General features: G+C 58.5%; 23 protein-coding genes. 2 read left to right on the top strand and 21 right to left on the bottom strand.

The window, feature by feature from the left end:
* Window positions 1–3: 3 nt before the first annotated feature.
* From argR to MGLY_RS17390, 11 genes are all read right to left on the bottom strand, one after another.
* Window positions 4–462: an arginine repressor gene (argR, locus tag MGLY_RS17340; protein ID WP_156276009.1), complete on the bottom strand. Its 459-nt coding sequence runs from the start codon at window positions 460–462 to the stop codon at window positions 4–6.
* Window positions 359–1,318 (bottom strand): NAD(+)/NADH kinase, encoded by a 960-nt coding sequence (locus MGLY_RS17345; RefSeq protein WP_156276011.1) that lies wholly within the window; start codon window positions 1,316–1,318, stop codon window positions 359–361. Before MGLY_RS17345 ends, argR begins: the two co-directional genes overlap by 104 nt.
* 20 nt (window positions 1,319–1,338) lie before the next feature.
* Window positions 1,339–2,148: a TlyA family RNA methyltransferase gene (locus tag MGLY_RS17350; RefSeq protein WP_156276012.1), complete on the bottom strand. Its 810-nt coding sequence runs from the start codon at window positions 2,146–2,148 to the stop codon at window positions 1,339–1,341.
* A complete protein-coding gene (gene dxs, locus MGLY_RS17355) occupies window positions 2,141–4,063 on the bottom strand; it encodes a 1-deoxy-D-xylulose-5-phosphate synthase (protein ID WP_156276014.1) in 1,923 nt (640 codons plus the stop codon). Before dxs ends, MGLY_RS17350 begins: the two co-directional genes overlap by 8 nt.
* Window positions 4,060–4,647, bottom strand: a complete 588-nt coding sequence (locus MGLY_RS17360) for a CNNM domain-containing protein (protein WP_156276016.1) — start codon at window positions 4,645–4,647, stop codon at window positions 4,060–4,062. Before MGLY_RS17360 ends, dxs begins: the two co-directional genes overlap by 4 nt.
* Window positions 4,648–5,514: 867 nt before the next feature.
* A complete protein-coding gene (locus MGLY_RS17365) occupies window positions 5,515–6,408 on the bottom strand; it encodes a polyprenyl synthetase family protein (RefSeq protein WP_156276018.1) in 894 nt (297 codons plus the stop codon).
* Window positions 6,389–6,640 (bottom strand): exodeoxyribonuclease VII small subunit, encoded by a 252-nt coding sequence (xseB, locus tag MGLY_RS17370; RefSeq protein WP_156276020.1) that lies wholly within the window; start codon window positions 6,638–6,640, stop codon window positions 6,389–6,391. The genes MGLY_RS17365 and xseB overlap by 20 nt, the downstream gene beginning before the upstream one ends.
* A gap of 70 nt (window positions 6,641–6,710) precedes the next feature.
* A complete protein-coding gene (xseA, locus tag MGLY_RS17375) occupies window positions 6,711–7,922 on the bottom strand; it encodes an exodeoxyribonuclease VII large subunit (RefSeq protein ID WP_156276022.1) in 1,212 nt (403 codons plus the stop codon).
* On the bottom strand, window positions 7,922–8,764 hold the full coding sequence (folD, locus tag MGLY_RS17380) for a bifunctional methylenetetrahydrofolate dehydrogenase/methenyltetrahydrofolate cyclohydrolase FolD (protein ID WP_156276024.1): 843 nt from the start codon (window positions 8,762–8,764) through the stop codon (window positions 7,922–7,924). Before folD ends, xseA begins: the two co-directional genes overlap by 1 nt.
* A 330-nt stretch (window positions 8,765–9,094) precedes the next feature.
* Window positions 9,095–10,486: an NADPH-dependent glutamate synthase gene (gene gltA, locus MGLY_RS17385; protein WP_156276026.1), complete on the bottom strand. Its 1,392-nt coding sequence runs from the start codon at window positions 10,484–10,486 to the stop codon at window positions 9,095–9,097.
* The gene (locus MGLY_RS17390; RefSeq protein ID WP_156276028.1) at window positions 10,477–11,316 is read right to left on the bottom strand and encodes a sulfide/dihydroorotate dehydrogenase-like FAD/NAD-binding protein; all 840 of its coding nucleotides are present in this window, start codon (window positions 11,314–11,316) and stop codon (window positions 10,477–10,479) included. Before MGLY_RS17390 ends, gltA begins: the two co-directional genes overlap by 10 nt.
* 174 nt (window positions 11,317–11,490) lie before the next feature.
* On the opposite strand from MGLY_RS17390, the gene MGLY_RS17395 reads away from it, so the two are divergent.
* Together MGLY_RS17395 and MGLY_RS17885 are read left to right on the top strand one after the other, a co-directional pair.
* Complete coding sequence (locus MGLY_RS17395) at window positions 11,491–12,312, top strand: MFS transporter (protein ID WP_170291165.1); 822 nt, start codon at window positions 11,491–11,493, stop codon at window positions 12,310–12,312.
* Window positions 12,309–12,662, top strand: a complete 354-nt coding sequence (locus tag MGLY_RS17885; protein ID WP_170291166.1) for an MFS transporter — start codon at window positions 12,309–12,311, stop codon at window positions 12,660–12,662. The genes MGLY_RS17395 and MGLY_RS17885 overlap by 4 nt, the downstream gene beginning before the upstream one ends.
* On the opposite strand, the gene MGLY_RS17400 is transcribed toward MGLY_RS17885, so the two are convergent.
* From MGLY_RS17400 to MGLY_RS17445, 10 genes are all read right to left on the bottom strand, one after another.
* Window positions 12,659–13,612, bottom strand: coding sequence for a Kae1-like domain-containing protein (locus MGLY_RS17400; protein ID WP_156276030.1), 954 nt, complete (start codon window positions 13,610–13,612; stop codon window positions 12,659–12,661). The two genes, MGLY_RS17885 and MGLY_RS17400, sit on opposite strands and share 4 nt — an antisense overlap.
* Before the next feature lie 3 nt (window positions 13,613–13,615).
* Window positions 13,616–14,020, bottom strand: a complete 405-nt coding sequence (gene nusB / locus MGLY_RS17405) for a transcription antitermination factor NusB (RefSeq protein WP_156276032.1) — start codon at window positions 14,018–14,020, stop codon at window positions 13,616–13,618.
* Window positions 14,021–14,036: 16 nt separating this feature from the next.
* Window positions 14,037–14,264: a DUF2273 domain-containing protein gene (locus MGLY_RS17410; RefSeq protein WP_054935380.1), complete on the bottom strand. Its 228-nt coding sequence runs from the start codon at window positions 14,262–14,264 to the stop codon at window positions 14,037–14,039.
* A gap of 13 nt (window positions 14,265–14,277) precedes the next feature.
* Window positions 14,278–14,814 (bottom strand): alkaline shock response membrane anchor protein AmaP, encoded by a 537-nt coding sequence (gene amaP / locus MGLY_RS17415; protein WP_246187518.1) that lies wholly within the window; start codon window positions 14,812–14,814, stop codon window positions 14,278–14,280.
* Window positions 14,815–14,832: 18 nt separating this feature from the next.
* Window positions 14,833–15,246: an Asp23/Gls24 family envelope stress response protein gene (locus MGLY_RS17420; RefSeq protein ID WP_062284865.1), complete on the bottom strand. Its 414-nt coding sequence runs from the start codon at window positions 15,244–15,246 to the stop codon at window positions 14,833–14,835.
* A gap of 93 nt (window positions 15,247–15,339) precedes the next feature.
* Window positions 15,340–16,686 carry an acetyl-CoA carboxylase biotin carboxylase subunit gene (gene accC / locus MGLY_RS17425; RefSeq protein ID WP_156276036.1) on the bottom strand — a complete coding sequence of 449 codons (1,347 nt, stop codon included), beginning with the start codon at window positions 16,684–16,686 and terminating at the stop codon, window positions 15,340–15,342.
* A gap of 93 nt (window positions 16,687–16,779) precedes the next feature.
* The gene (gene accB, locus MGLY_RS17430; protein WP_246187381.1) at window positions 16,780–18,633 is read right to left on the bottom strand and encodes an acetyl-CoA carboxylase biotin carboxyl carrier protein; all 1,854 of its coding nucleotides are present in this window, start codon (window positions 18,631–18,633) and stop codon (window positions 16,780–16,782) included.
* 285 nt (window positions 18,634–18,918) lie between these two features.
* On the bottom strand, window positions 18,919–21,108 hold the full coding sequence (locus tag MGLY_RS17435; RefSeq protein ID WP_156276038.1) for an HD domain-containing phosphohydrolase: 2,190 nt from the start codon (window positions 21,106–21,108) through the stop codon (window positions 18,919–18,921).
* A gap of 96 nt (window positions 21,109–21,204) precedes the next feature.
* Window positions 21,205–22,032: a GGDEF domain-containing protein gene (locus tag MGLY_RS17440; RefSeq protein ID WP_156276040.1), complete on the bottom strand. Its 828-nt coding sequence runs from the start codon at window positions 22,030–22,032 to the stop codon at window positions 21,205–21,207.
* Window positions 22,033–22,199: 167 nt separating this feature from the next.
* Complete coding sequence (locus MGLY_RS17445; protein WP_246187382.1) at window positions 22,200–22,445, bottom strand: response regulator; 246 nt, start codon at window positions 22,443–22,445, stop codon at window positions 22,200–22,202.
* Between the last annotated feature and the right edge of the window lie 179 nt (window positions 22,446–22,624).

Consider the following 22,624-nt stretch of genomic DNA (forward strand, 5'->3'; position numbering starts at 1 on the left):
GCCTCACCCTTCCCTGAGCTCCTCAAAGCGCTTTAAAACCGTAGCCACAGCTCCTTTGGGTTTAACAATGACCAGGATGGTATCATCCCCGGCTACCGTCCCGATGATCTCCGGCCAGGCCAGGCTATCCAGGCAGGAGGCAACGGCATGGGCCGTCCCCGGCAGGGTGCGGATTAAAATCAAATTCTCACTGTCGTCTACTTTAACCACGGAATCTTCAAAGAGGCGCTGCAACCGGCCGTAAGCATTGACCAGGGGCTGTCCTGGCGGTGCCACGTAGTGATAGAGGTTCTCCCCTGCCGGCACTTTCACCAGGCCCAGTTCCTTTATATCCCGGGAAACGGTAGCCTGGGTCACTTTAAGGCCGTGCTGGTGCAATTCCCGGGCCAGCTGTTCCTGGGTAGTTACCGGCTTGCTGGCTATAATTTCCAGAATCAACTGCTGGCGCCTGGCTTTCGTCATACTGCCGGTTCCCCCCTTCCCGCAATTTTTCCCGTACCAGGCTGTAAAAGGTGTTATTTTTTAAACGTATCAGGCACGTAGGTACTCCCGCCCGGGTAACGGTAATGACGTCCCCGTTTTCCAGGTGCCATCCCTGCTGGCCGTCAACAGTAAGCATGACTTCCGCTCCCTGGGCGTGGACATGGACCCTGATCTGCTGTTCCCCGGGTACAACCAGGGGCCGGCTGTAAAGGGTATGGGGACAGATGGGTGTTAAAATCATCACTTGCAGTTCCGGTGATACCAGGGGGCCACCGGCCGACAGGGAATAAGCCGTCGAACCCGTAGGTGAGGAGACAATGAGGCCGTCGGCCGGGTAAGTATCCAGGTAAGCCGGGCCAATATAAACCTCCAGGCGGAGCATGCGGGAAAAGGCACCCTTAGTAATTACCACGTCATTTAAGGCCTGGCAGTTTAACGCCTGGTCTGGTCGCCTGACGGTACCGTGGAGCATCATCCGCTCTTCCAGGCGGTAATCACCGGCCAGGAGCTTATCCAGGGCGGGATAAAGTTCAGCCAGTTCAATTTCTGTTAAAAACCCCAGGTGGCCCAGGTTGACGCCGAGAATGGGCGTGGCGGCACCGGCAACTATCCGCGCCGCCCGCAGGAGGGTGCCATCACCACCTAGAGCTAAAAGGCAATCGGCACCTGCCAGCTCTTTTTCCGGTACGCCTTTTTCCGGGCAACCCAGGGCGGCAGCTTTGCTGGTGGATACCACTGCCCGCACGCCCCGGCCTTCCAGGTAGTCCATGAGTTCCAGGGCTACTTCCCTTACCCTCGGCTTATCCAGGTTGGCCACCATGCCAATCCGCTGCAATAGTCTCCCTCACTTCAAATCTAACGCACTTCCTGGTGGGCTTCAGCTACTACCTGTTCAATCAGGGGCTGCCATTCTCCTGGTGCTAGGCCCTGGCCTTTTAAGCCCAGCCAGAGGAGAAATTCCAGGTTACCCTCCGGGCCGCTGATGGGGGAACAGGTTAAACCATAGATTTTTAAACCCAACCCGGCTGCCCCGGTCATTACTTCTTTTAAAACCTCCCGGTGCACGGCCGGGTCGCGCACAACTCCCTTTTTACCGACCCGGCCCGGGCCGGCTTCAAACTGGGGCTTGACCAGGGCAATAATCTCCCCCTCCGGTTTAAGGCAGCGGAGGACGGCCGGGAGGATTTTCGCCAGGGAAATGAAGGCCACATCAATAGTGGCCACGTCAACCAGCTCCCCCAGGGTAGCCCGTTCCAGGTAACGGGCGTTGGTCCTTTCCAGGACAGTTACCCGGGGATCCTGGCGGAGCGACCAGGCCAGCTGGCCGTAACCGACATCAACGGCATATACCCGGGCGGCACCGTGTTTAAGGGCACAGTCGGTAAAGCCACCGGTGGACGCGCCTACATCCAGGATTATTTTATCGCGTAAATCAATATTAAAAACCTTTAGGGCCTTCTCCAGCTTTAAACCGCCGCGGCTGACGTAAGGCAGGGGCTGGCCGGTGAGGCGTATCTCCGCCTCAACCGGGACCCTCTCCCCGGGCTTGTCTACCGGGACATTGTTGACCAGCACCTCGCCAGCCATAATGGCCGCCCGTGCCTGCTGGCGGCTGGCAAACAGTCCCCGCTGCACCAGCAGGAGGTCTATTCGTTGTCTAGCCACCGGAAATCTCCCTGGTACCCAATTTATGCCTGGTAAGCATCGGCTCTTCCTCCAGCACCTGCTGGACGGCCTTGATGATCCCCGCCGGCGTCAAACCTAAGTGTTCCCGTAAAACGGCCGGTTTACCCTGGGGGACAAACTCGTCCTTAACCCCCAGGCATTGCACCCGCGTCCTCTCCCTGCCGTTAGCAGCCAGCAATTCCAGGACGGCACTACCAAAACCGCCGGCCAGGACGTGTTCCTCAACCGTCACCAGGCGGCCAGTCTTAGCGGCCCAGGTGAGAATTAGCTCCGCGTCCAGGGGTTTAACAAAGCGCGGGTTGATGACTGCCGCTTCAATACCCCGGGCGGCCAGTTCTCCAGCGGCGGCCAGGGCGGCGTAAACCAGGGGGCCCAGGGCCAGGATGGCTACATCCCTGCCCTGGCGCAGGACCTCCCCTTTGCCGATAGGCAGGGTCTGGGCCGCACCAGTTAACGGTACACCCACACCGGCACCCCGGGGGTAACGTAAGGCTGCCGGCCCGTTGTGCTGGATGGCTGTAACCAGCATGTGCCGCAGTTCCTGCTCGTCTTTGGGAGCCATGATTACCATCCGGGGTATACTGCGCAGCAGGGCCAGGTCAAAGAGGCCCTGGTGGGTTTCCCCATCTTCACCCACCAGCCCGGCCCGGTCAATGGCCAGAACTACCGGTAGTTCCATTAAGGCAATATCATGGATGACCTGGTCAACGGCCCGCTGCAAAAAGGTGGAGTAAATGGCCACTACCGGTTTTAAACCCGCGGCCGCCAGGCCGGCGGCCATGGTGAGGGCATGCTGCTCGGCAATGCCGACATCAAAAAAGCGTTTCGGGAAGCGCCGGGCAAAGGGAATGAGCCCGGTACCCTCGGGCATGGCCGCCGTAATGGCCACCAGGCGGTTGTTTTTTTCCCCCTGGCGTACCAGTTCGGCGCCAAAAACGGAGGTATAAGTCGGCGGTCCCCCCGCAGTTAAGGGTTCGCCTGTATCCGGGTCAAAGGGGCCGACGCCGTGGAAGCGGCCGGGATGGGTTTCAGCCGGCCGGTAACCTTTGCCTTTGGTAGTAATTACATGGACCAGAACCGGCCCGCGGGTAGCACGGGCGCGTTGCAGTACTTCTTTGAGCCGGGCAATGTTGTGGCCTTCAATGGGACCCAGGTAGGTGAAACCCAGTTCCTCAAAAAGCATTCCCGGGACGACCAGGTATTTAAAGCTATCCTTCATCCGCTCAATTATCTTTAAAACCCGGGGGCCCACATGGGGCAGGCGGTTGAGGAGGTTTTCCAGTTCTTCCTTACCCCGGGAGTACATGGGATCCGTCCGCAGGCGGGAAAGGTAGGCCGCCATGCCCCCTACCGGGCTGGAGATGGACATTTCATTATCATTGAGCACCACAATCAGGCTGGCCTTCAGGTGACCGGCATGATTCATGGCCTCAAAGGCCATGCCACCCGTCAGGGCACCATCACCAATGACCGCCACTACCTGGTAATCCTCACCCTTTAAATCCCGGGCCAGGGCTATACCTAAGGCGGCCGAAATAGAGGTGCTGCTATGACCTGTATCAAAAGTATCATAGGGGCTTTCGGCTCGCTTGGGAAAGCCGCTCAAGCCTCCAAACTGGCGCAAAGTGCTGAACTGGGAGCGCCGGCCGGTGAGCATCTTGTGCACATAGCACTGGTGGCCCACGTCCCAGATGATTTTATCCCGGGGTAAATCAAAAACACTGTGCAGGGCCAGGGTCAATTCCACTACTCCCAGGTTGGGCGCCAGGTGGCCGCCGGTGCGGGCCACCGTCCGGACCAGTTCCCGGCGTATTTCCGTGGCCAGCAACTCGAGTTCCTGGTTATTCAGCTTTTTCACATCAGCCGGTTCCTTGATTTTATCCAGCAGGTTCATGGCCGCCGTCCTTTCTGGGGTGCATGGTTAAAGGGGCGCCACCCGGTTAGTTTTTCCACACCGTACAACACCCGGCCCACAAAAAAAATTATGTCATTGGCCTGGTGCAAGGCAAATCCCTTGCCCAGGGCTTTGCCTCCTACAGTCACAGCCGAGATAACGGCCGTCATGAGGGTACTGACCAGCAGGTCTTCCGCCCCATGCTGGCCTGCCAGGCGTAAGATAATAACCGCCCCAACCGCACCGCTTAAGGTACTGCAAACGTCCCCCACCACGTCGGTGGAAAAGCTGGCCACCCGTTCGGCGTTGCGCAGTAAACCCAGGGCCTGGCGGGCACCGGGGATCTTTTTGGCCGCCCGGGCATGCAGGGGCGCCTCACTGGCCGCCGCCGTGGCTACGCCAACTATATCAAAGGCAATACCGGCCAGGATAATTAACAGCAACAGGGTAAAGGATAAAATTATGGAAGTTATTCTACCCAGAAATACCTGGGAACCATAGCCTACGGCCAGGGCTATAAAAAAAGTCCCCCCGCCCATGGTCAGGGCATTTTTCCAGGAGGAACGACCTTGTAATCTGGTCAAAATGTTTCCGGCCTCCTACAAAGGGAGCCCCCTAGAGGCTAACACCCCCTGCAGCAAATTGACCTCTCACTTCCCCAATATAGGGGTGGGTGGCAGCTGGCCGGATAAATGTTATGGCTTAGGTCCAGTAGGTTTTCCCGGCACCCTACCACGCGTCGCCGCTATGGCGGTTTCCCTTTAAAGGGTGCCCTGCGCCGTCGCCGGAGGCAGGACTGGATTACCACTTAGCACATACTTTAATCCCCGGCCAGCCTTACCGGTGGTAAACAGTCTAGGAGTTTTCCTCGACAAGCCCGGCCATCTTCTAGCCTCTTTTGCAGTAGTGGTTTCCGCTATGGTCAACAGGTCTTCGGCGAAGACCTTGACAGGTGCTTTCCACCCGCATCCACCACTACCGCTCAAGGCAGGCTACGCTGCAGCCAGCACCCTCCGTACCGACTGCAGGTTTCTACCCCAGGCCATAGTATTTGCCCCTGCCGCAGGAACTTTCCCACGTACCTGGGTCTCCACGGAGGGAGGGTCCACGCCTACATGCCATTGTAGATCGCCCCCCCTCCTTAACTCCCAGTACCAACCCCCGACTGGGCGTCGGCAGCCAGCACCAGGAACTTCATCGGTGTGCCCTTGACGGATTTTTAGGCCCGTCTTCAAAGATGGTGGTCTTGACTAGAATACTGCGCCACCCACCAATATAGGGTAGGCAAAATTTTTTAGTTGGCAGGATGTATTATAAGGTATTTATCTTTAAACGGCAAGCACCACAGTCAGAAACCCCTGGTAGCCTTATGCCGTCTATGGTGCTGGCCGGCAGCCAGCACCGGTATGCCTTTCCCCCCTGCCCCGGACACCTTTATGCTAAGCGTATGACTATCCTTGCCGGTTAAGAACGTAACCGGCCAGGAGGAATAAAGGTTCGGCAGCCGGGCCCAGGGACCGGGCTAAACTTTGCGCCTCGGCACAGAGTTCCCTGGCTATCTCCCGGGCCTTTTTCAGGCCTAAGCAGGCCGGGTAGGTTGCCTTGCCCCGGGCTACATCCATCCCGCCTTTTTTACCCATGCGGGTAAAATCGCCCTCAATATCGAGAATGTCGTCGGTTATCTGGAAAGCCAGCCCCAGGTTTTCGCCATAGCGCGTAAGTATGTCCAGCTGTTCCTCACCGGCACCAGCCAGGATACCGCCCAGGCGCAGGCAGGCGCGGATGAGGCTACCGGTCTTGTGGGTGTGGATGTAATTAACTATTTCCAGGGTCGCCGGCTGGCCCTCGGCCTCCATGTCCACTACCTGGCCGCCAATCATCCCCTGGCTACCGGCGGCGGTGGCCAGTTCCCCGATGGCCTGGAGAACTTTCGCCGGCGGGATGCCGGCCGGCACCTGGCTCAAAACGGCAAAGGCCTGGGTGAGGAGAGCATCCCCGGCCAGTAGGGCGATGGCCTCACCGAAAACTTTATGACAGGTGAGCCGGCCGCGGCGATAGTCATCATTATCCATCGCCGGCAGGTCATCGTGGATGAGAGAATAGGTATGGATGAGCTCCACCGCGCAGGCGGCCGGCAGCAGGGGTTCCGGGGGACTGCCTGCAGTCTCGCCCGCCGCCAGGACCAGGATAGGCCTTAACCTCTTACCTCCGGCAAAAAGGCTGTAGCGCATGGCCTGGTGAATGGCCGGCGGATAACTCCCCGCCGGCGGCAGGCTCTTTTCTAAGGCTTCCTGGACCAGTTGCCGGCGGGAGGCCAGGTAACTTTCAAGCTCCGTAACCCTCACCCCCGGGTAGAGAGATTTCCTTCAGTACTACTTCGCCTTCCTGGACCAGGAGTGCCTGGAGTTTGCCCTCGACTTCCTGGAGGCGCTGCCGGCACAGGCGCACCAGCCTGATCCCTTCCTGGTAATAGGCCAGGGAATCTTCCAGGGTCAGGCCTTCTCCTTCCAGGGCCCGGACGATACCCTCAAGTTTCTGCAAGGCTTCTTCAAATTTCAGCTGTTCGCCTTCAGGCATGCTTGGGTTCCTCCCAAAGGGCCGTTATTGGCCGGGCTTTTACCACATTTACATGTCCGCTAGAGATACCTTAGCCACCGTCCACATGCTCCACCTGGCACTGGAGGCGGCCCTGGCTTAAGACTACTTCCACCCTTTCCCCGGGAGCCACCTCCAGGCTGCGCCGGATGGGGGGGCCGCCGCCGGGACGCCGGCAGACGGCATAGCCGCGGCTCAAGATGGCCAGGGGGCTGGCGGCCTCCAGGCGGGCCGTTAACAACTGCAAGGCCTGTTCCCTGGCCCCGGAATGGCGCTGCCAGGAAGCCAGCAGGCGCTGTTCCAGCCCGTCCAGGTATTGCTGGCGATAATACAGTTCCTGCTGGGGCCGGGCCATGCCCCGGCTTTTAACCAGGCGTTCGAGCCTGGCTCGCGCCATCTGCAGGCGGTGCTCCAGGCCCCGCCGGGTACGGGCAGCCAGGATATTCAGGCGCTCTTCCAGTTCGGTCTTTACCGGGACGGCCAGTTCGGCGGCCGCCGAAGGCGTTGGTGCCCGCCGGTCGGCCACCCGGTCGGCCAGGGTGAGGTCCGTCTCGTGTCCAACGGCAGCAATAACCGGGACCGGACAGGCATAGATGGCCCGGGCGACGATTTCGGTATTGAAGGCACTCAAGTCTTCGGCTGAGCCGCCGCCGCGGCCGATGATAATCACGTCGACCCCGCCCAGTTTGCCCAGGAGTTCCAGGGCCCGGGCCAGTTCCAGGGGGGCAGTGTCACCCTGGACGGTAGCCGGGGCCAGTACCAGGTCAATGCCGGGGAAGCGCCGCCGGCTGACGGTAACCATATCCCGCAGGGCGGCACCGCTGGGTGAGGTCACCAGGCCCACCCGGCGCGGCAGGAGGGGCAAGGGCCGTTTACGCTCGGCGGCAAAAAGTCCTTCCCGTTCCAGGCGGGCCGCCAGCTCCTGGAGGGCGAGGCTGGCCATACCCACTCCAGCCGGGAAGATTTCGGCCACATAAAGCTGGTAAACGCCGTCCCGGGGATAAATGGCTACCTGGCCCCTGGCTATTACCTCCAGGCCGTCCTGGAGGCGCAAGCTTAAGCTCCGGCTCCGGCCCTGGAACATGACGCAGCGCAAAGCAGCCACCTGGTCTTTAAGGGTAAAATAGAGGTGACCCGACACCGGCCGGCGTAAGTTGGAGATCTCCCCCTTGACCCAGACGTTGGCCAGGCGGCCGTCATTACCTATTAGGCGTTGCAAATAGGCGGTGAGTTCCCTCACCGCCAGGACCCGCTGCCCGGACACTAGCGCCGGGCCGCCTCGACTGTATTTTTCAGCAGCATGGCAATGGTCATGGGACCGACTCCCCCGGGCACCGGGGTAATCCAGCCGGCTTTTTGGGCGGCGCTCTCAAAGTGGACATCCCCCACCAGCTTTTTCTCGCCCACGCGGTTGATGCCCACATCGATGACTACCGCACCTTCCTTGATCATGTCGCCGGTGATTATCTCTGGCTTGCCTACGGCAGCCACCAGGATATCGGCCTGGCGGCACTCCTCGGCCAGATCTTTGGTGCGGGAGTGGCAGATGGTTACCGTGGCGTGGCGGGCTAACAGCATCATGGCCATAGGCTTGCCGACGATATTGCTGCGGCCAACGACAACTGCCTTTTTACCTTTGGGATCAATCCCGGTCTTGTCCAGGAGGACCATGCAGCCATGGGGCGTACAGGGGTAAAAGCACTTATCGCCAATGACCAAGTTGCCGACATTAGCCGGGCTGAAACCGTCGACATCCTTTTCCAGGGCAATGGTGTCGATGACAGTTTTTTCGTCGATATGACCGGGCAGGGGAAGTTGTACCAGGATACCGTGAATCTGGGGATCGTTATTGAGCTGGGTGATTAACTCCAGGAGTTGAGCCTGGGTGGTTTCCGCCGGCAGGCGGTGGACTACCGAGTAGATGCCGACTTCTTCGCAGGCGCGGTGTTTGTTGCGCACATACACCTGGGAAGCCGGGTCGTCGCCGACCAGGACGACGGCCAAACCGGGAGTAATCCCCTGCTCTTTTAACCTGGCTACTTCCTGCTTGACTTCTTCCCGTACTTCGGCGGCAATCTGCTTGCCGTCCAGGATTTGGGCTGGCATGGGGTAAAACCTCCTTTAGGATGTAAATAGCATACTGCCTGGCAGGTGTATGACCCTTCGCCGCTCAGAAGCTACGCGCCGACAGGACAACGGCTCGGTTCGGACCGTTGCAACGCCGCCTGCGGATTGCCAATGAACAGGCTCCCTATTTGAGGAATTTTAGTTTTTCTATGAGGTTCAGCTACTTTTCCCTCAGAGGCGCGCTCAGGCGTCCTCGGCGGCGGCAACGGCAACCTCACCTCGCCTGTCCTGTTACCGGCGCTCCGCTATTCGCGGCTCCGGGACATACACCTGCTTTTGCTATCGCTCGTACTTCTAACCTCCCAAATACTACTTCTCCCGCAAATACTTGTCGATGGCCCGGGCGGCGGCTTTGCCGGCTCCCATGGCGAGGATGACGGTTGCCGCGCCGGTGACGATGTCGCCACCGGCAAAGACGCCCTGCCGGGAGGTGGCGCCGGTAGCCTCGTCGGCGGCGATGGTACCTTTGCGGGTGAGTTCCAGGCCCGGCGTGGTCCTTAAGACCAGGGGGTTGGGGCCCTGGCCGATGGCCATGACCACTGTATCTACTTCCATATCATACTCGGAACCAGGGATGGGCACCGGCCGCCGGCGGCCGGATGCGTCCGGCTCGCCCAGTTCAAAGCGCTGGCAAGTCATGCCTGTCACCACACCCCGGTCGTCCCCGTAGATTTTCACCGGGCTGGTGAGGAGGTGGAACTGGACCCCTTCCTCTTCCGCGTGCTCTACTTCTTCCTTGCGGGCCGGCATTTCGGCTGCCGAGCGGCGGTAAACGATATAGGATTCTTCTGCTCCCAGGCGCAGGGCGGTACGGGCCGCATCCATGGCCACATTGCCGGCGCCGATAACAGCCACCCGCCTGCCCACCTTGATGGGGGTGGCATAGCGGGGGAAGAGGTAGGCCTTCATCAAGTTGGTCCGGGTGAGGAATTCGTTGGCCGAGTAGACGCCCAGGAGGTTTTCCCCGGGTATCCCCATGAAGTGGGGCAGCCCGGCCCCCGTACCGATAAAGACGGCGTCGTAGCCGCCGGCGAGGAGCTCGTCCACAGTGGTAACCTTGCCGACCACGGCATTGGTCCGGATCTCTACCCCCAGCTGGCGGATGGAGTCGATCTCCTGCTGGACGATCTTTTTCGGCAGGCGGAATTCAGGGATACCGTACATCAGCACGCCCCCGGGCACATGGAGGGCTTCAAAGACCGTCACCTGGTGTCCCATCCGGGCCAGGTCGGCCGCAGCGGTCAAGCCGGCAGGACCGGAACCTATTACTGCCACCTTAAATCCGGTAGCCGGTGCCTTGCTCACTACCGCCGCCTCGCCTTTAGCCATCTGGTAATCAGCGACAAAGCGTTCCAGGCGGCCGATGGCTACCGGCTCATGCTTCTTGCCCACGGTACAGTATTTTTCACACTGGTTTTCCTGGGGGCAAACCCGCCCGCAAATGGCCGGCAGGTTGTTCTTTTCTTTTATTTTAGCAATGGCCCCGTCAAAATCTTTCTCCTTGATCAGGCTGATAAAGGCCGGGATGTCCACCTCTACCGGGCAACCCTGGCGGCAGGGAGCCTTTTTACACTGGAGGCAGCGCTCGGCTTCGGCCAGGGCCATCTCTGCGGTATAGCCCAGGGCTACTTCATTAAAGTTACGAATACGCTCCCGGGCATCCTGAGAGGGCATGGGGGTTTTGTGGGGTATTAATGGCATCCGCAGCCACCTCCCTCATGGAACTTGAGAATCCTTTCTTCCTCTTCTCTATACATGTTCATCCGCCGCAGGGCCAGCTGCCAGTCAACCTGGTGGCCGTCAAATTCCGGCCCATCTACGCAGGCAAATTTGGTCTCCCCGCCGACGCTGACCCGGCAGGCGCCGCACATACCGGTACCGTCCACCATAATGGGATTCATGCTGACAATGGTGGGTACCCCAAAGGGCCTGGTAGTTTCCGCCACGGCCCGCATCATGACCACCGGGCCGATACCCCAGACCCGGGCTACCTTACCCCTTTCTTCCAGGATCTGCTTCAGCAGGTCCGTTACAAAGCCGTGGTGGCCATAGCTGCCGTCATCGGTGGCCACCAGCAACTCACTGGAAACGGCCCGCATTTCGTCTTCCCAGATAAGCAATTCCTTTGTCCGGGCACCAATAATAGCAATTACTTCATTGCCGGCTTCCTTCAAGGCGCGGGCTATGGGATAAACCGGGGCCACGCCGACACCGCCGCCAACACAAACGACCCGGCCGTAATTGGCAATCTCCGAGGGCTGTCCCAGGGGACCGACAAAGTCGGCGAGAGCATCCCCCGCCTCCAGGGTACCCAGGCGCCGGGTGGTGTAGCCTACTTCCTGGAAGATAGTAGTAATGGTGCCCCGGGTGCGATCAAAATCGGCGATTGTTAAAGGAATGCGTTCCCCCTCTTCGTCTATCCGGAGAATAATAAATTGTCCGGCCTGGGCTTTGGCAGCCACTTCCGGAGCTTCAATCTCCATGAGCTTGATGACTGGCGACATGACTTCTTTCCGGACAATACGGTACACTAACTGCCTTACCCCCTTTAGTTGTCCATACCGCTATTGAGCGCCGTCAAAAGCGGTACAAATGCAGTACACAATTTAATAACTATTCGCCATTAAAACCCATATTCCTGCTAATAATCCTTGACCGTTACCCTTCCAGGGTTTAAGATATGATGAGACTGGAGGGTTAAACAAGTGCAAAAACGTATCCTTTACCTGTTAAGCCTGGGGCACCTGGTTACCGATATCAACCAAGGCCTGCTGCCCATCTTCCTGTCGGTATATAAAGAACAGGTTAGCCTGACCTTTACGGCCGCCAGCATCATTCCCGCCCTATCTACTATCAGTTCTTCCGTGATCCAGCCCCTTTTCGGTTACCTGTCGGACCGGTACCAGCTGCGCTGGCTCTTGCCTGCCGGCTGCCTGTTAGCCGGCCTGGGTATGGCTGTCTTCGGCCTGGTACCCAACTACTACTTACTTACAGCCATCGTCTTTATCAGCGGCCTTGGGGTAGCTGCCTACCACCCGGAAGCTTCCAAGTCGGCCCATTATATCAGCGGTCCCCTGCAGGCCAGTTCCATGGCCGTCTTTTCCGTAGGCGGTAACCTGGGCTTCGGCCTGGGGCCAATAATCGCTTCTCTCATCCTCAGCCACGGTGGTTTAAAATCCTCCTGGCTGATTCTCTTTCCTACGGTTCTTACCGTCGCTTTACTGGCCCATACCATGCCGGCCATTGGTCGCGCCATGGCCGCCGGCCAGCGGGCAACTGCTGCCGGCAGGCAAAAAGAAAATGATAGTCATACTTCCCTGGCGGCCATTACCCTGCTGGTCCTGGTGGTCATCATGCGTTCCTGGCTGCATACCGGTTTAACCTATTACATCCCCTTTTACTACCAGCATTACCTCCATGGTGAGGCCGCCTTCGCCAGTACCATGCTCTCCATCTTTCTCATAGCCGGCGCCGTGGGTACTCTGGTGGGTGGGCGACTTGCCGATTACTGGGGGCCAAAAAAATGATCGTCGCCTCCATGCTGGTGCTTATTCCCCTGGTCCTGGCCTTCCCTTACGTCAAAGGGCTTTGGGTGGCCATATTGCTGGCCTTGAGCGGCTTTGCGGTAGTTTCTACCTTTGCCCCGGCCATTGTCCTGGCCCAGTCCTTGATGCCCCGGCACATCGGGGTGGCCTCCGGCCTGATGATGGGGTTTGCCATCGGCACCGGCGGCCTGGGGCTCCTCCTGCTGGGTGGTATTGCCGATGCCAGGGGTGTCCCCTTTGTCATCCACCTCCTGGCCTTTATTCCTGCCCTGGCTGCTGCCCTGGCCCTTCCCCTGCCCGACCTGCGCCGGCAACCGGCAAAGGCGCACTAAACTACCTCGCGGCCCAGGAGGGCCACGCCGATGGCATTGTCGGAACTATGTTCCGGGGCGGCAAAGTAGAGGCGGGCTCCTACGGCGCGGTGTTCCAGGCGGTGACGCAGGCGGCTGCGCAGGTAGGTATTGGCCGCCACCCCGCCCACGATTAAAATATCTTTAATCCCGGTAGCAATCACGGCCGGCCGCAAGACCCTCTCCAGGGTATTGGCAATACACTGCTCCACCGCCCGGGCGATGGCCGCCCGGGGAGCGCCTGCAGCCAGCAGGCGTTCTGCCTGGCTGGCCGGCCCGGAAAAACTAAAATTGTACCCCCGGACGGCTGAGGTCAGCCGGACCTTTTCTCCATCTTCTCCTCCGGCTTCCCGGGCCAGCAGTTCCAGCTGCGGCCCGGCGGGAAACTTCAGGCCCATGAGCACCCCGACCCGGTCTACAAGTTGCCCGGCATGAAGATCCAGGGTGCCCCCCAGTTTGCTAATATTAAAACCACCGGATTTACGGCTGACCTGGAGAATTTCGGAGGTCCCTCCCGACAGGTGGACGGCCAGAAAGGGACCGTCCGGCTGCCAGCCTGCCGACCACAGGCCCGCGGCAATATGCCCTTCCTGGTGGGTAGTGGCCAGGAAGGGTACCTGCAAGGCGGCTGCCAGTATCCGGCCCTGCCCGGCAGCTACGGTAAAAACCGGCATATAGGAGCCTGCCACGGGCCGGGGTCTGGTGGCAGCCGCCACTCCTTTGAGATGGGTTGCCGGCACGTCGGCAAAGGCTAAAGCCAGCAATTCCGGCAAGCTCTGGACATGATGAAAAACCGCCGTTCCCTGCTGCAGTCCCCTTTCCCCCGGGGGTACCGGCAGCAGGCGGCGGTGAGCTGTAAGTATTTCGCCGTCAACGCTGACGATGGCTACTGAACAGGTATAGGCACTGGTATCGATGCCGAGAATGGCCATTAGCTATCTACCCAGCTCCTTGCGGGCGGTGTCCAGCAAGCCGTTGACAAACCTGCCGGCTTCTTCGTCATTAAAAGTTTTGGCCAGTTCAATGGCCTCGTTGATAATTACGCTCACCGGGGTATCCGGGCAATATTTCATTTCATATAATGCCATCCTGAGGATGTTGCGGTCGACGGCCGCCAGGCGTTCCAGGCGCCAGCCCACTGCATACCTGCTGATTATGGCGTCGAGTTCCTGGCGGGCCGTGACCGTCCCCATTACCAGCTGCCGGGCAAAGGCTGCTGCCTGGAGTGAAAGTTGCTCATCAGCTAAGACTTCTTCCACGGCCCTTTCCGGGGCCATGCGACCCAGGTCAACGGCAAAGAGAGCCTGCAGGGCTTTGGCCCTGGCTGCCCTTCTACTCAAAGTACACTATTCCCCCTTACCAGCGATCGCCAAAGAAACGTTTCCAGATACCCTGCCACCCCCGGCCCTGATCAAGGCGGTGGCCGATAAGATAGCCCAGAGCTACACAGAGGCCGATGAAAAGGGCCTTCCCGAAGCCCCAGATGGCAGTTAAAAGCCCAAAAATAAGGCCCAGGCTGACGCCGATCAGCTTACCCCGGTGTTCCCGCCAGAGGTAGTCCAGCAAGTCGAGGATATTTTCCACCCGTCCATCTCCCCTATTCTACCCGGCGCAGGCCTTCCTGGTAGATACCGTTCACCCGCACCTGGACCTCGGGCACTTCCAGGCCGGCCGTGGCAACAATATATTCATGCACCTTTTCCTGGAGGGCTGCCGTCAATTCAGGTAGATTGCGGTCGGGGCTAACGGTAATATTGAGCTTCACGGCCAGCCCTTCCGGGAGAACTCTAAGGATGGGCCGCACTTCTCGTACCCCTTTCACCTGGCGGGCGGCCCGGGTGACCAGGTTTTCCAGGGCCGGCAGGGCAATGCTGGCCGTACCAAGGTCGGCAGATTTAATAACCGCCTGCTCTTCTCTTGCTGCTGCCGGGCGCACACTGGCCAGGAAGAAACGCAAGGCCAGCAGGAACAATACGGCAGCTACCAGGCCGGCTATGAGGCGGTAGTCCGGCCGCAGGAGACTTAGTTCAAAAAGGTCCAGGGGCACTGTCCAGCCGGCGATGACTGCCAGGGCAGCTACGGAAAGGGCCGCCACCAGCAAAGCAAAAAGGGCCAGTATGGCCCGCTCCAGCATTGACAAGTCACTACCCCCCTACCGGACCCGGCTGGTTTCTTCTTCTTTCTCTTCCTGGGGGAAAACTACGCCCTGGACGTGGACATTAACTTCTACCACCCGTAAGCCCGTCATTGATTCAATAGCCTTTTTTACATTCTCCTGCACCCTGATGGCTACATCCGGAATACGCACCCCGAAGTTGACCACTATGTACAGGTCAACAGCAGCTTCCTTTTCCCCTACTTCTACCTTGACACCCTTACTTAGATTCTTCCGGCCTAAAAGCTCGGCAATACCGCCGGCAATGCCGCCGCTCATGCCGGCTACTCCTTCAATCTCCGTGGCCGCCAGGCCGGCAATGATGGCTACCACTTCGTTGGTAATCCTGATAGTGCCGAGATCGGTCCGGTCCTGTTGTTCTAAAATATTATCCACTCTACCCACCTCCACTTGTTACTATATTATACCAGAGGCCGGTAGCCATCACAACTGCTTCCTGCGAAAATAGTTTTAAACTAATGCCAGCTAACTCCTGCCAGGACGTTAGCCGGCCAGCAAGCGACGCTGGATAAAGTTAGTGTAGATCTCACCCCGCCGGAAAAAGGCGTTGGCCATAATCTGCTGGTGGAAGGGAATGGTCGTCGGTATCCCTTCAATTACCATTTCTTTCAGGGCCCCCGTCATACGGTTGATAGCCCCTTCCCGGTCCGGCGCCCAGGCAATAACCTTGGCGATTAAGGAATCATAAAAAGGAGGAATGAGGTAACCACTATAAGCAGCGCTGTCCACCCGGATGCCAAAGCCTCCCGGTACATGGTAACGCTCAATCCTCCCCGGGGCCGGCCGGAAATTATGGCTGGGATCTTCGGCATTGATCCGGCACTCAATGGCATGCCCCCGGATCTGGACGTCCTCCTGGTGGATGCTCAAAGGTTCCCCCGCCGCTATCCTGATCTGTTCCTGGACCAGGTCGATACCGGTAACCGCCTCGGTCACCGGGTGTTCCACCTGGATGCGGGTATTCATTTCAATAAAATAATAGCGGCCATGCTTATCCAGCAGGAATTCTACCGTACCGGTGCTGTAGTAATCAACGGCCCTGGCGGCCTTTAAGGCAACCTCTCCCATTTCCCGGCGCAGTTCCGGGGTGAGGGCTACCGAGGGTGCTTCTTCCAGTATCTTCTGGTTGCGGCGTTGCAGGGAACAGTCGCGCTCGCCCAGGTGAATGAGGTTCCCTCCGGTATCACCTAAAATTTGAAACTCAATATGGCGGGGTTCTTCAATATATTTTTCCAGGTAAACCTGGGGATCACCGAAGGCGGCTTCAGCTTCCCGCTGGGCGGTTTGGATGGCCTGGCGCAGCTCCCGGGGGCCCTGGGCCACCCGCATACCGCGGCCACCGCCACCGGCGGACGCTTTAATCAAAACGGGGTAACCGATTTCTTTAGCTATGGCCAGGGCGGTATCCAGGTCTTTAACGACACCCTCTGAACCGGGTACTACCGGCACCCCGGCAGCAATCATGGTGGCCCGGGCCGTGGCCTTGGCCCCCATGAGCTGCATGGCCCTTGGCGAAGGGCCGATAAAGGTGATCCCTGCCGTGGCGCACATCTCGGCAAAGTAGGGGTTTTCTGCCAGGAAGCCGTAACCGGGATGAATGGCATCGGCACCACTCATCTGGGCAACAGCAATAATACTGGGGATATGCAGGTAACTGCGGTTGGCCGGCGCCGGCCCGATACAGACGGCTTTATCGGCAAGCCTGGTGTGCAGGGCTCCCCGGTCGGCCTCGGAATAGACGGCTACTGTTTCGATATCCAGTTCACGGCAGGCGCGGATAATCCGCACCGCGATCTCGCCGCGATTGGCAATGAGAACCCGCTTAAACATCTCCTATCCTCCGAAAAAAGCATACTTCTTAGCGGCAGTTTATGTCTCTATGCCGCCCAGGAACTAGCCCTTAGTATTTCAGCATCTTTGTTTCTACTCTTTCTTTAAATGGAACAGTACCTGGCCGTATTCCACCGGCTGGCCGTTTTCCGCGAGGATCCTGACGACCTGGCCGGCGGTTTCGGCCGTCAACTCATTCATCAGCTTCATAGCTTCTATTATGCACAGGGTCTGCCCCGGTTTAACCCTGGTACCAACCTCAACGAAAGGCGGCGCGTCAGGGGCCGGCGCCCGGTAGAAGGTGCCTACCATGGGGGCCCGGACTTCAACAATATCCTGGGGAGTCTGGGCCAGCGGTTTATCTCCCTGGGTCTCAGGCTTAGCATCCGTAGTCACCTGGACTGCCGGGGCCGGGCCGGCAGTCCCTCCCTGGTCACCGCCACGGCGGATCATGATTTTGACCCCATCGCTTTCCAGGTTAAGCTCGGTAATGCCTGTTTCTTCCAGGGCTTTAATGAGCTGGGTGATGTCCTTGAGATCCATTTTCTTTGTACCTCCTGCCTCGGCCTTAACCCCGGCCTGGGGTTTTAAAGTGCGCCGGCCCGGCTGCAACCGCCCGGCGCGGCGGTCCTCAAAAAATTTCCGGGCCACCTGGGGAAACAGCGCATAGCTGATGACATCTTCTTCATTCCGGGCCAGGTCGCCGATTTCCTGCCGGGCTTCTTCCAGGCGCGGCGGCAGGATGTCCGCCGGCCGCCCCTGGATAGGCTCTTCATCCCCGATGATCAACCGGCGAATTTCCTCACTTATAGGGGCCGGCGGCCGGCCGTAGAGGCCGCGGACGTAATTTTTAACTTCGCCGGGTACCATCTTGTAACGCTGGCCCAGCAGGACGTTGAGGACCGCCTGGGTGCCCACAATCTGGCTGGTGGGCGTTACCAGGGGCGGGTACCCCAGGTCGGCCCGTACCCGCGGTATCTCGGCCAGGACTTCATTGATGCGGTCGGCAGCCTTTTGCTCTTTTAACTGGCTCACCAGGTTGGAAATCATGCCGCCGGGGACCTGGTGCTGGAAGACCCACATATCGGTAATGCGGGTTACGCCGCGCTCATAGCCCAGCTCCCGGCGCAGGTCGTCGAAATAACGGGCGATCTCAAAGAGGAGGTTCAAGTCCAGGCCGGTATCGTAGGGCGTCCCGGCCAGCGCCCGGACCACCGTCTCTACCGGTGGCTGGGAAGCACCGAAGGCCAGGGGGACAGAGGCCGTATCGACCACGTCCACTCCGGCCCGGGCGGCCTCCAGGTAGGCACCTACGGCCAGGCCGCCGATATAATGGCTGTGGAGCTGGACGGGGACGTGAAGCTTTTCTTTAAAGAGCTTGACCAGTTCATAGGCATCAAAGGGAGCGAGTAAACCGGCCATATCCTTGAGGCAGATGGAGTCAACGCCCATGCTTTCGAGTTCTAGAGCCGTCTTTAAGTAGTGCTCGGTGGTATGGACCGGGCTGATGGTGTAGACCACCGTCCCCTGGACATGGGCGCCTTCCTTTTTAGCGGCTGCAATAGGGACTTCCAGGTTGCGTAAATCATTCAAGGCATCAAAAATACGGATAATATCAATTCCGTTGGCCACCGCCCTGGCAATAAAGGCCCGCACCACATCGTCGGGGTACAGCTGGTAACCTACCAGGGACTGGGCCCTGAGAAGCATCTGCAGGGGTGTTTTCCGGGCATATTTTTTCAGGGTCCGCAGGCGTTCCCAGGGATCTTCGTCCAGGAAGCGCATGCAGACATCAAAGGTAGCGCCGCCCCAGACCTCCAGGGAATGGTAACCGACGCTGTCAATTTTTTCAATGATCGGCAGCATATCGGCCGTGGTCATGCGCGTGGCCCAGAGGCTCTGGTGCCCGTCGCGCAGGGTGGTGTCGGTGATCTTTAGCTGGCTCAAAACTGCTCTCCTCCGTATAGGTAAGCTAGTCTCCCTAACATATTCATCTTTTGGCCGGCGGCGTTTAACAACTACTGGGGGTGGGTCCTCGCGACTATAGAAAAGCTCTGGTGTCATAACCAGAGCGGTGCTTGTCTTTTTGATCCAACCGCCTTGCCTTATTATATAAACACGTACCAGGCGGTGCAATATTTCTCGTGCAAGTATACAATATATTTGCCCTTGCTCTCAGAAGCCTTGAAAATCAAAGCTTCCGTCCTTCGATTTTTTTGCCATCCCGCCTGCTTATCCCGAACGGTCGTTGCTCTCCCCGCCATAGTATGACCCGGATCTGGTCAGAGCGGCCGCCTCAGTAAAAAAAGTATTTCGCCAAGCAAAGCTATCAGGGTGCCCCCCCCCCCGTATAGCAATATCTTCCATTTCCTCTTGCGGAATCCGTAAAAATGCCTCTACCACCCGGGGGTCAAACTGCCGGCCTGCACACCGTTTCAATTCCTCATATGCCTCCTGCGGGGTAAATGCCTGCCTGTAAGGCCTGGCGGAGGTCATGGCGTCGTAAGCATCGGCCACACGAATAATGCGCGCCAGAAGCGGGATCTCCTCTCTTGAAAGGCCAGCCGGATAACCACCACCCCCAAAGTCTTCGTGATGGTGCCGTACGGCTGCAATGACCGCCGCAGGGAACCGGGCCGGTTCCAGGATCCTGGCGCCTACTTCAGGATGACCCTGCATCTCTTTTCTTTCTTCCGGGGTGAGGGGGCCCGGTTTAAGAAGAATGTCCTCTTGTATGCCAATTTTGCCCAGGTCGTGTAATAGGCCGGCCAGGTAAACCTGTTCCTCCTCTTCAGCACCAAGTCCCAGCATACGGGCGCAGGAGCGTGCCCATTGGGCTACCCGGATGGAATGCCCCCTCGTGTATACGTCCTTGGCCTCCAATGCCGTTGCCAGCGCCTGTACGGTACTCAGGTAGTACTCCCGCAGGGAGGAGTAAAGGCAGGCGTTCTCCAGCGCCAGCCCGACTTGAGCTGCAACAATACCCAGATACTCAAGTTCCTCTTCCGACCAGCGGCGCGGTAAAGGAGAATAAACCGTCAATGTGCCCAGAATCTTTCCGCCCGCTTTCACCGGCACCACAACCAGGGCCCGCATCTCCAGCGCGTAGTAGGACAGGTGCCTGCCAGACCCGTTGGCGGCCAGGTCCTCCACTACCACGGCTTCCCCTTTTTGGAGCACCTCACCAAGCAAGTTATCCTCCGGCCGGACGCGGGCAACCCTTTCCTGCAACTTGGGGTTCATACCCAGGCTGGCCCTCAGCACCAGTTCGCCGGTATTTTCGTCAAGCACCCGCAGGGCACACCACCGTGCACCCAGCACATCCCTCACACTCGCCAGAGCCGATTCAAGCACCAGGTCCACATCAAGGTGGCTCGATAACACCTGCCCTACTTCGATCAGCCGTTCCAGCATCGCTGCCCTTTCCCGCACCTTCCGGAAAAGCCGGGCATTTTCCAGCGCCAGCCCCAGAATGGTGCCCAGGGTGGTCAAGAAGATGGCTTCCTCTCCGGTGAAGCGCTGCCCCCCCGGCTTGCCTGCTAAGGTGAGTACCCCCGTTACCTTGCCCCCAGCAGTAAGAGGTACTGCAACTGCCGGCCGCTTTTCTTCGGGCGTGCTTTCTCCGGGACGGCTGTCAAAGTGCGCGGCGACGGCTTCCCGCTCAACCGCGGCTATTATTTCCCCTGCAGGAATTACCCTTAATTCGTTGTACGGCTCCAGGGTAGCCGCCACCTCAAGAGTCGCCGCCCCTGGTTCCGCTTCGCCCAGCATTATCACCGACCCGCTGGAAGCACCAGTCAATTCCAGCACCGCCTGAAGTCCCTGCCGGGCAGCTTCGGCCACCTGCAGGCTGCCGGAAACATTTTTGCTGAATTCAAAGAGAACGCTGAGTTCGTCTGCCTTTTTCTGCAGTTCTTGCCTGGTGTACAGCAGCTGAGCCACGGTTTCCGTTACTGCCCCCATCATCTCCGCCGCAGTCCAGAGCCGCTCTTCAGACCAGAGGGGTACCGTTCTGGCCGCCGCCAAAAGCTCCTCCCGGTCAATGCCTGTTTCCCGGGCCAGTTGCGCCACTGCCTCTTCTGTAAGCGGCTGCAGAGCTGCACTGCCACCCACCAGTACCGCCACCGTTTCTCCCGCTACCCGGAGGGGGACTGCCAGGTGCACCAGCCCGGCATGGCAAATGTCGAGAACTGCTCTCCCTGCCTCCAAGGCAGCCCTGGTAGAGACAACACGTGCAGCCGCGCACCTGGCTCTTCCTTCTGGATCAGCATTAAGCAAGGCGCAGAAAGAGCACATGTTGGAGATTTCCGTGAGCGGTTGTCCATCCGGGCAGGTGACCAGAGCTGCCAGTCCCAGAGCCTGGCTCATGCTCTCTTGCAGTCTTTGTAAGCCGATCTGTTTCAGTTCTTCGTAGTACTGCATTAATTTCCCTCTCTCCATGAAAGGAACCACATACCTCCTGCTGGGAGTGCTCGCCAGAAAAGGCCTGCTTGCCGGACCGGCTGTCCCGCGAGAGAGTTAAATGCCGGCCCTTTGGCGGCCTTTCTTTGCCTCCTTGTCCGCGTACATCCTGGCGTCGGCCACTGCGAGCAGCGCATCTACGTCTTTTCCGTCTGCCGGAAACCGCGCCAGTCCCACCGATAGGCTCAAGGGTATCTCCGTGCCGGAAAAGCGTATCGCTTTCAGGTGCCTCTCAAGCCGGGCCCGGAGTGTCTCCAGGCGCGGCCCTTTACCCGGGAAGAGGATGACGAATTCGTCGCCCCCATAGCGGGCCGTTACATCCCCTTCCCGGACGCTTTTCTGGATAGCCTGAGCCACCCGTTTCAGGGCTTCATCCCCATACTGATGTCCCCAGGTGTCGTTGATTTTCTTCATGTTGTCCAGGTCTAAAATAGCCAGCACCGGGCTGCGCTTCCCTTCCTGGGCTTCCTTTAGCACGCTCTCCGCCAAGGCAAAAAAGGCCCGCCGGTTGTATAGGCCGGTAAGCGGGTCGCTTTCGGCTTCGCGCTGGTAACGGCATGAAGCCCGGGCCAGTTCCATGACCATCAACACCATCGAATATAGGACTAAAAAGGTACCGGTGTTGGAAAGAATAAGTTCGCCCACTATTCTTTTGAGCAATGTAGAGAGGCGGAAAAACTCTCCCAGAAGGTCCAGGGAAATGCCGGCCAGCACCAAGGGCAGGCCGATAAAAAGCAGAACCACGGCCGTTCTCTTTCTAACTCTCAGTTGAGAGGTACGGATAAACCATACCAGCCAGACGAGTATCAGGAGGTAAATAAAAAATTTACTCCCTTTGCAAGCCACTCGCAGCCAGTCGATGAGATAGACCCCTTCTAAATTCATTCCCTTTTCCCCGGCAGAAAATATTACCGCTATACAGCCGCCTTATCGGCGACTACGGCTTTTTCTAAAAGCTCTCCCATTGCTGTTACAGCACATAGATTTTCTGTGAAGCACACGCCTCAAACATTTTGAGGAGGGTTAAACCTTGCGGTTAAATGCGTATAATTTTATGGTTCTATGAGGACCCGCCCCAGGTTCTCTAGAACGGCCAGGCCGTCCATTCCCGGGAGGTGGATGTCGAGGATCACCAGGTCGTACGGTCCTCCTTTTCCCCTAGCTTTAACCAGCGCCTCCTGGCCGCTGGCAGCTTCGTCCACCAGGTAGCCCTTCTCCTCCAGTGTTCTCCTGGAGGAAAACCTGGTGAGGGTCGAATCTTCTACCAGCAGGACGCTCTTTTCCGGCAAGGTTAGCAAGGTTTTTTCCTCCTTCAAGACCGGTTTTCTGTCCTGGTATCTATTGTGGATTTATTAAAGGGTTTTCCCTTCTGTATCACCAGGGACAAAAGCCGGACAGAAATATTTGCCCCTGCTTCAGCGTTTCAAAGCTATCATATTGCTATGTTTCCGGTCCCGCTAGTAACGTTAAAAATTCG

The sequence above is a fragment of the Moorella glycerini genome, assembly GCF_009735625.1.
Lineage (GTDB): Bacteria > Bacillota > DSM-521 > Neomoorellales > Neomoorellaceae > Neomoorella > Neomoorella glycerini.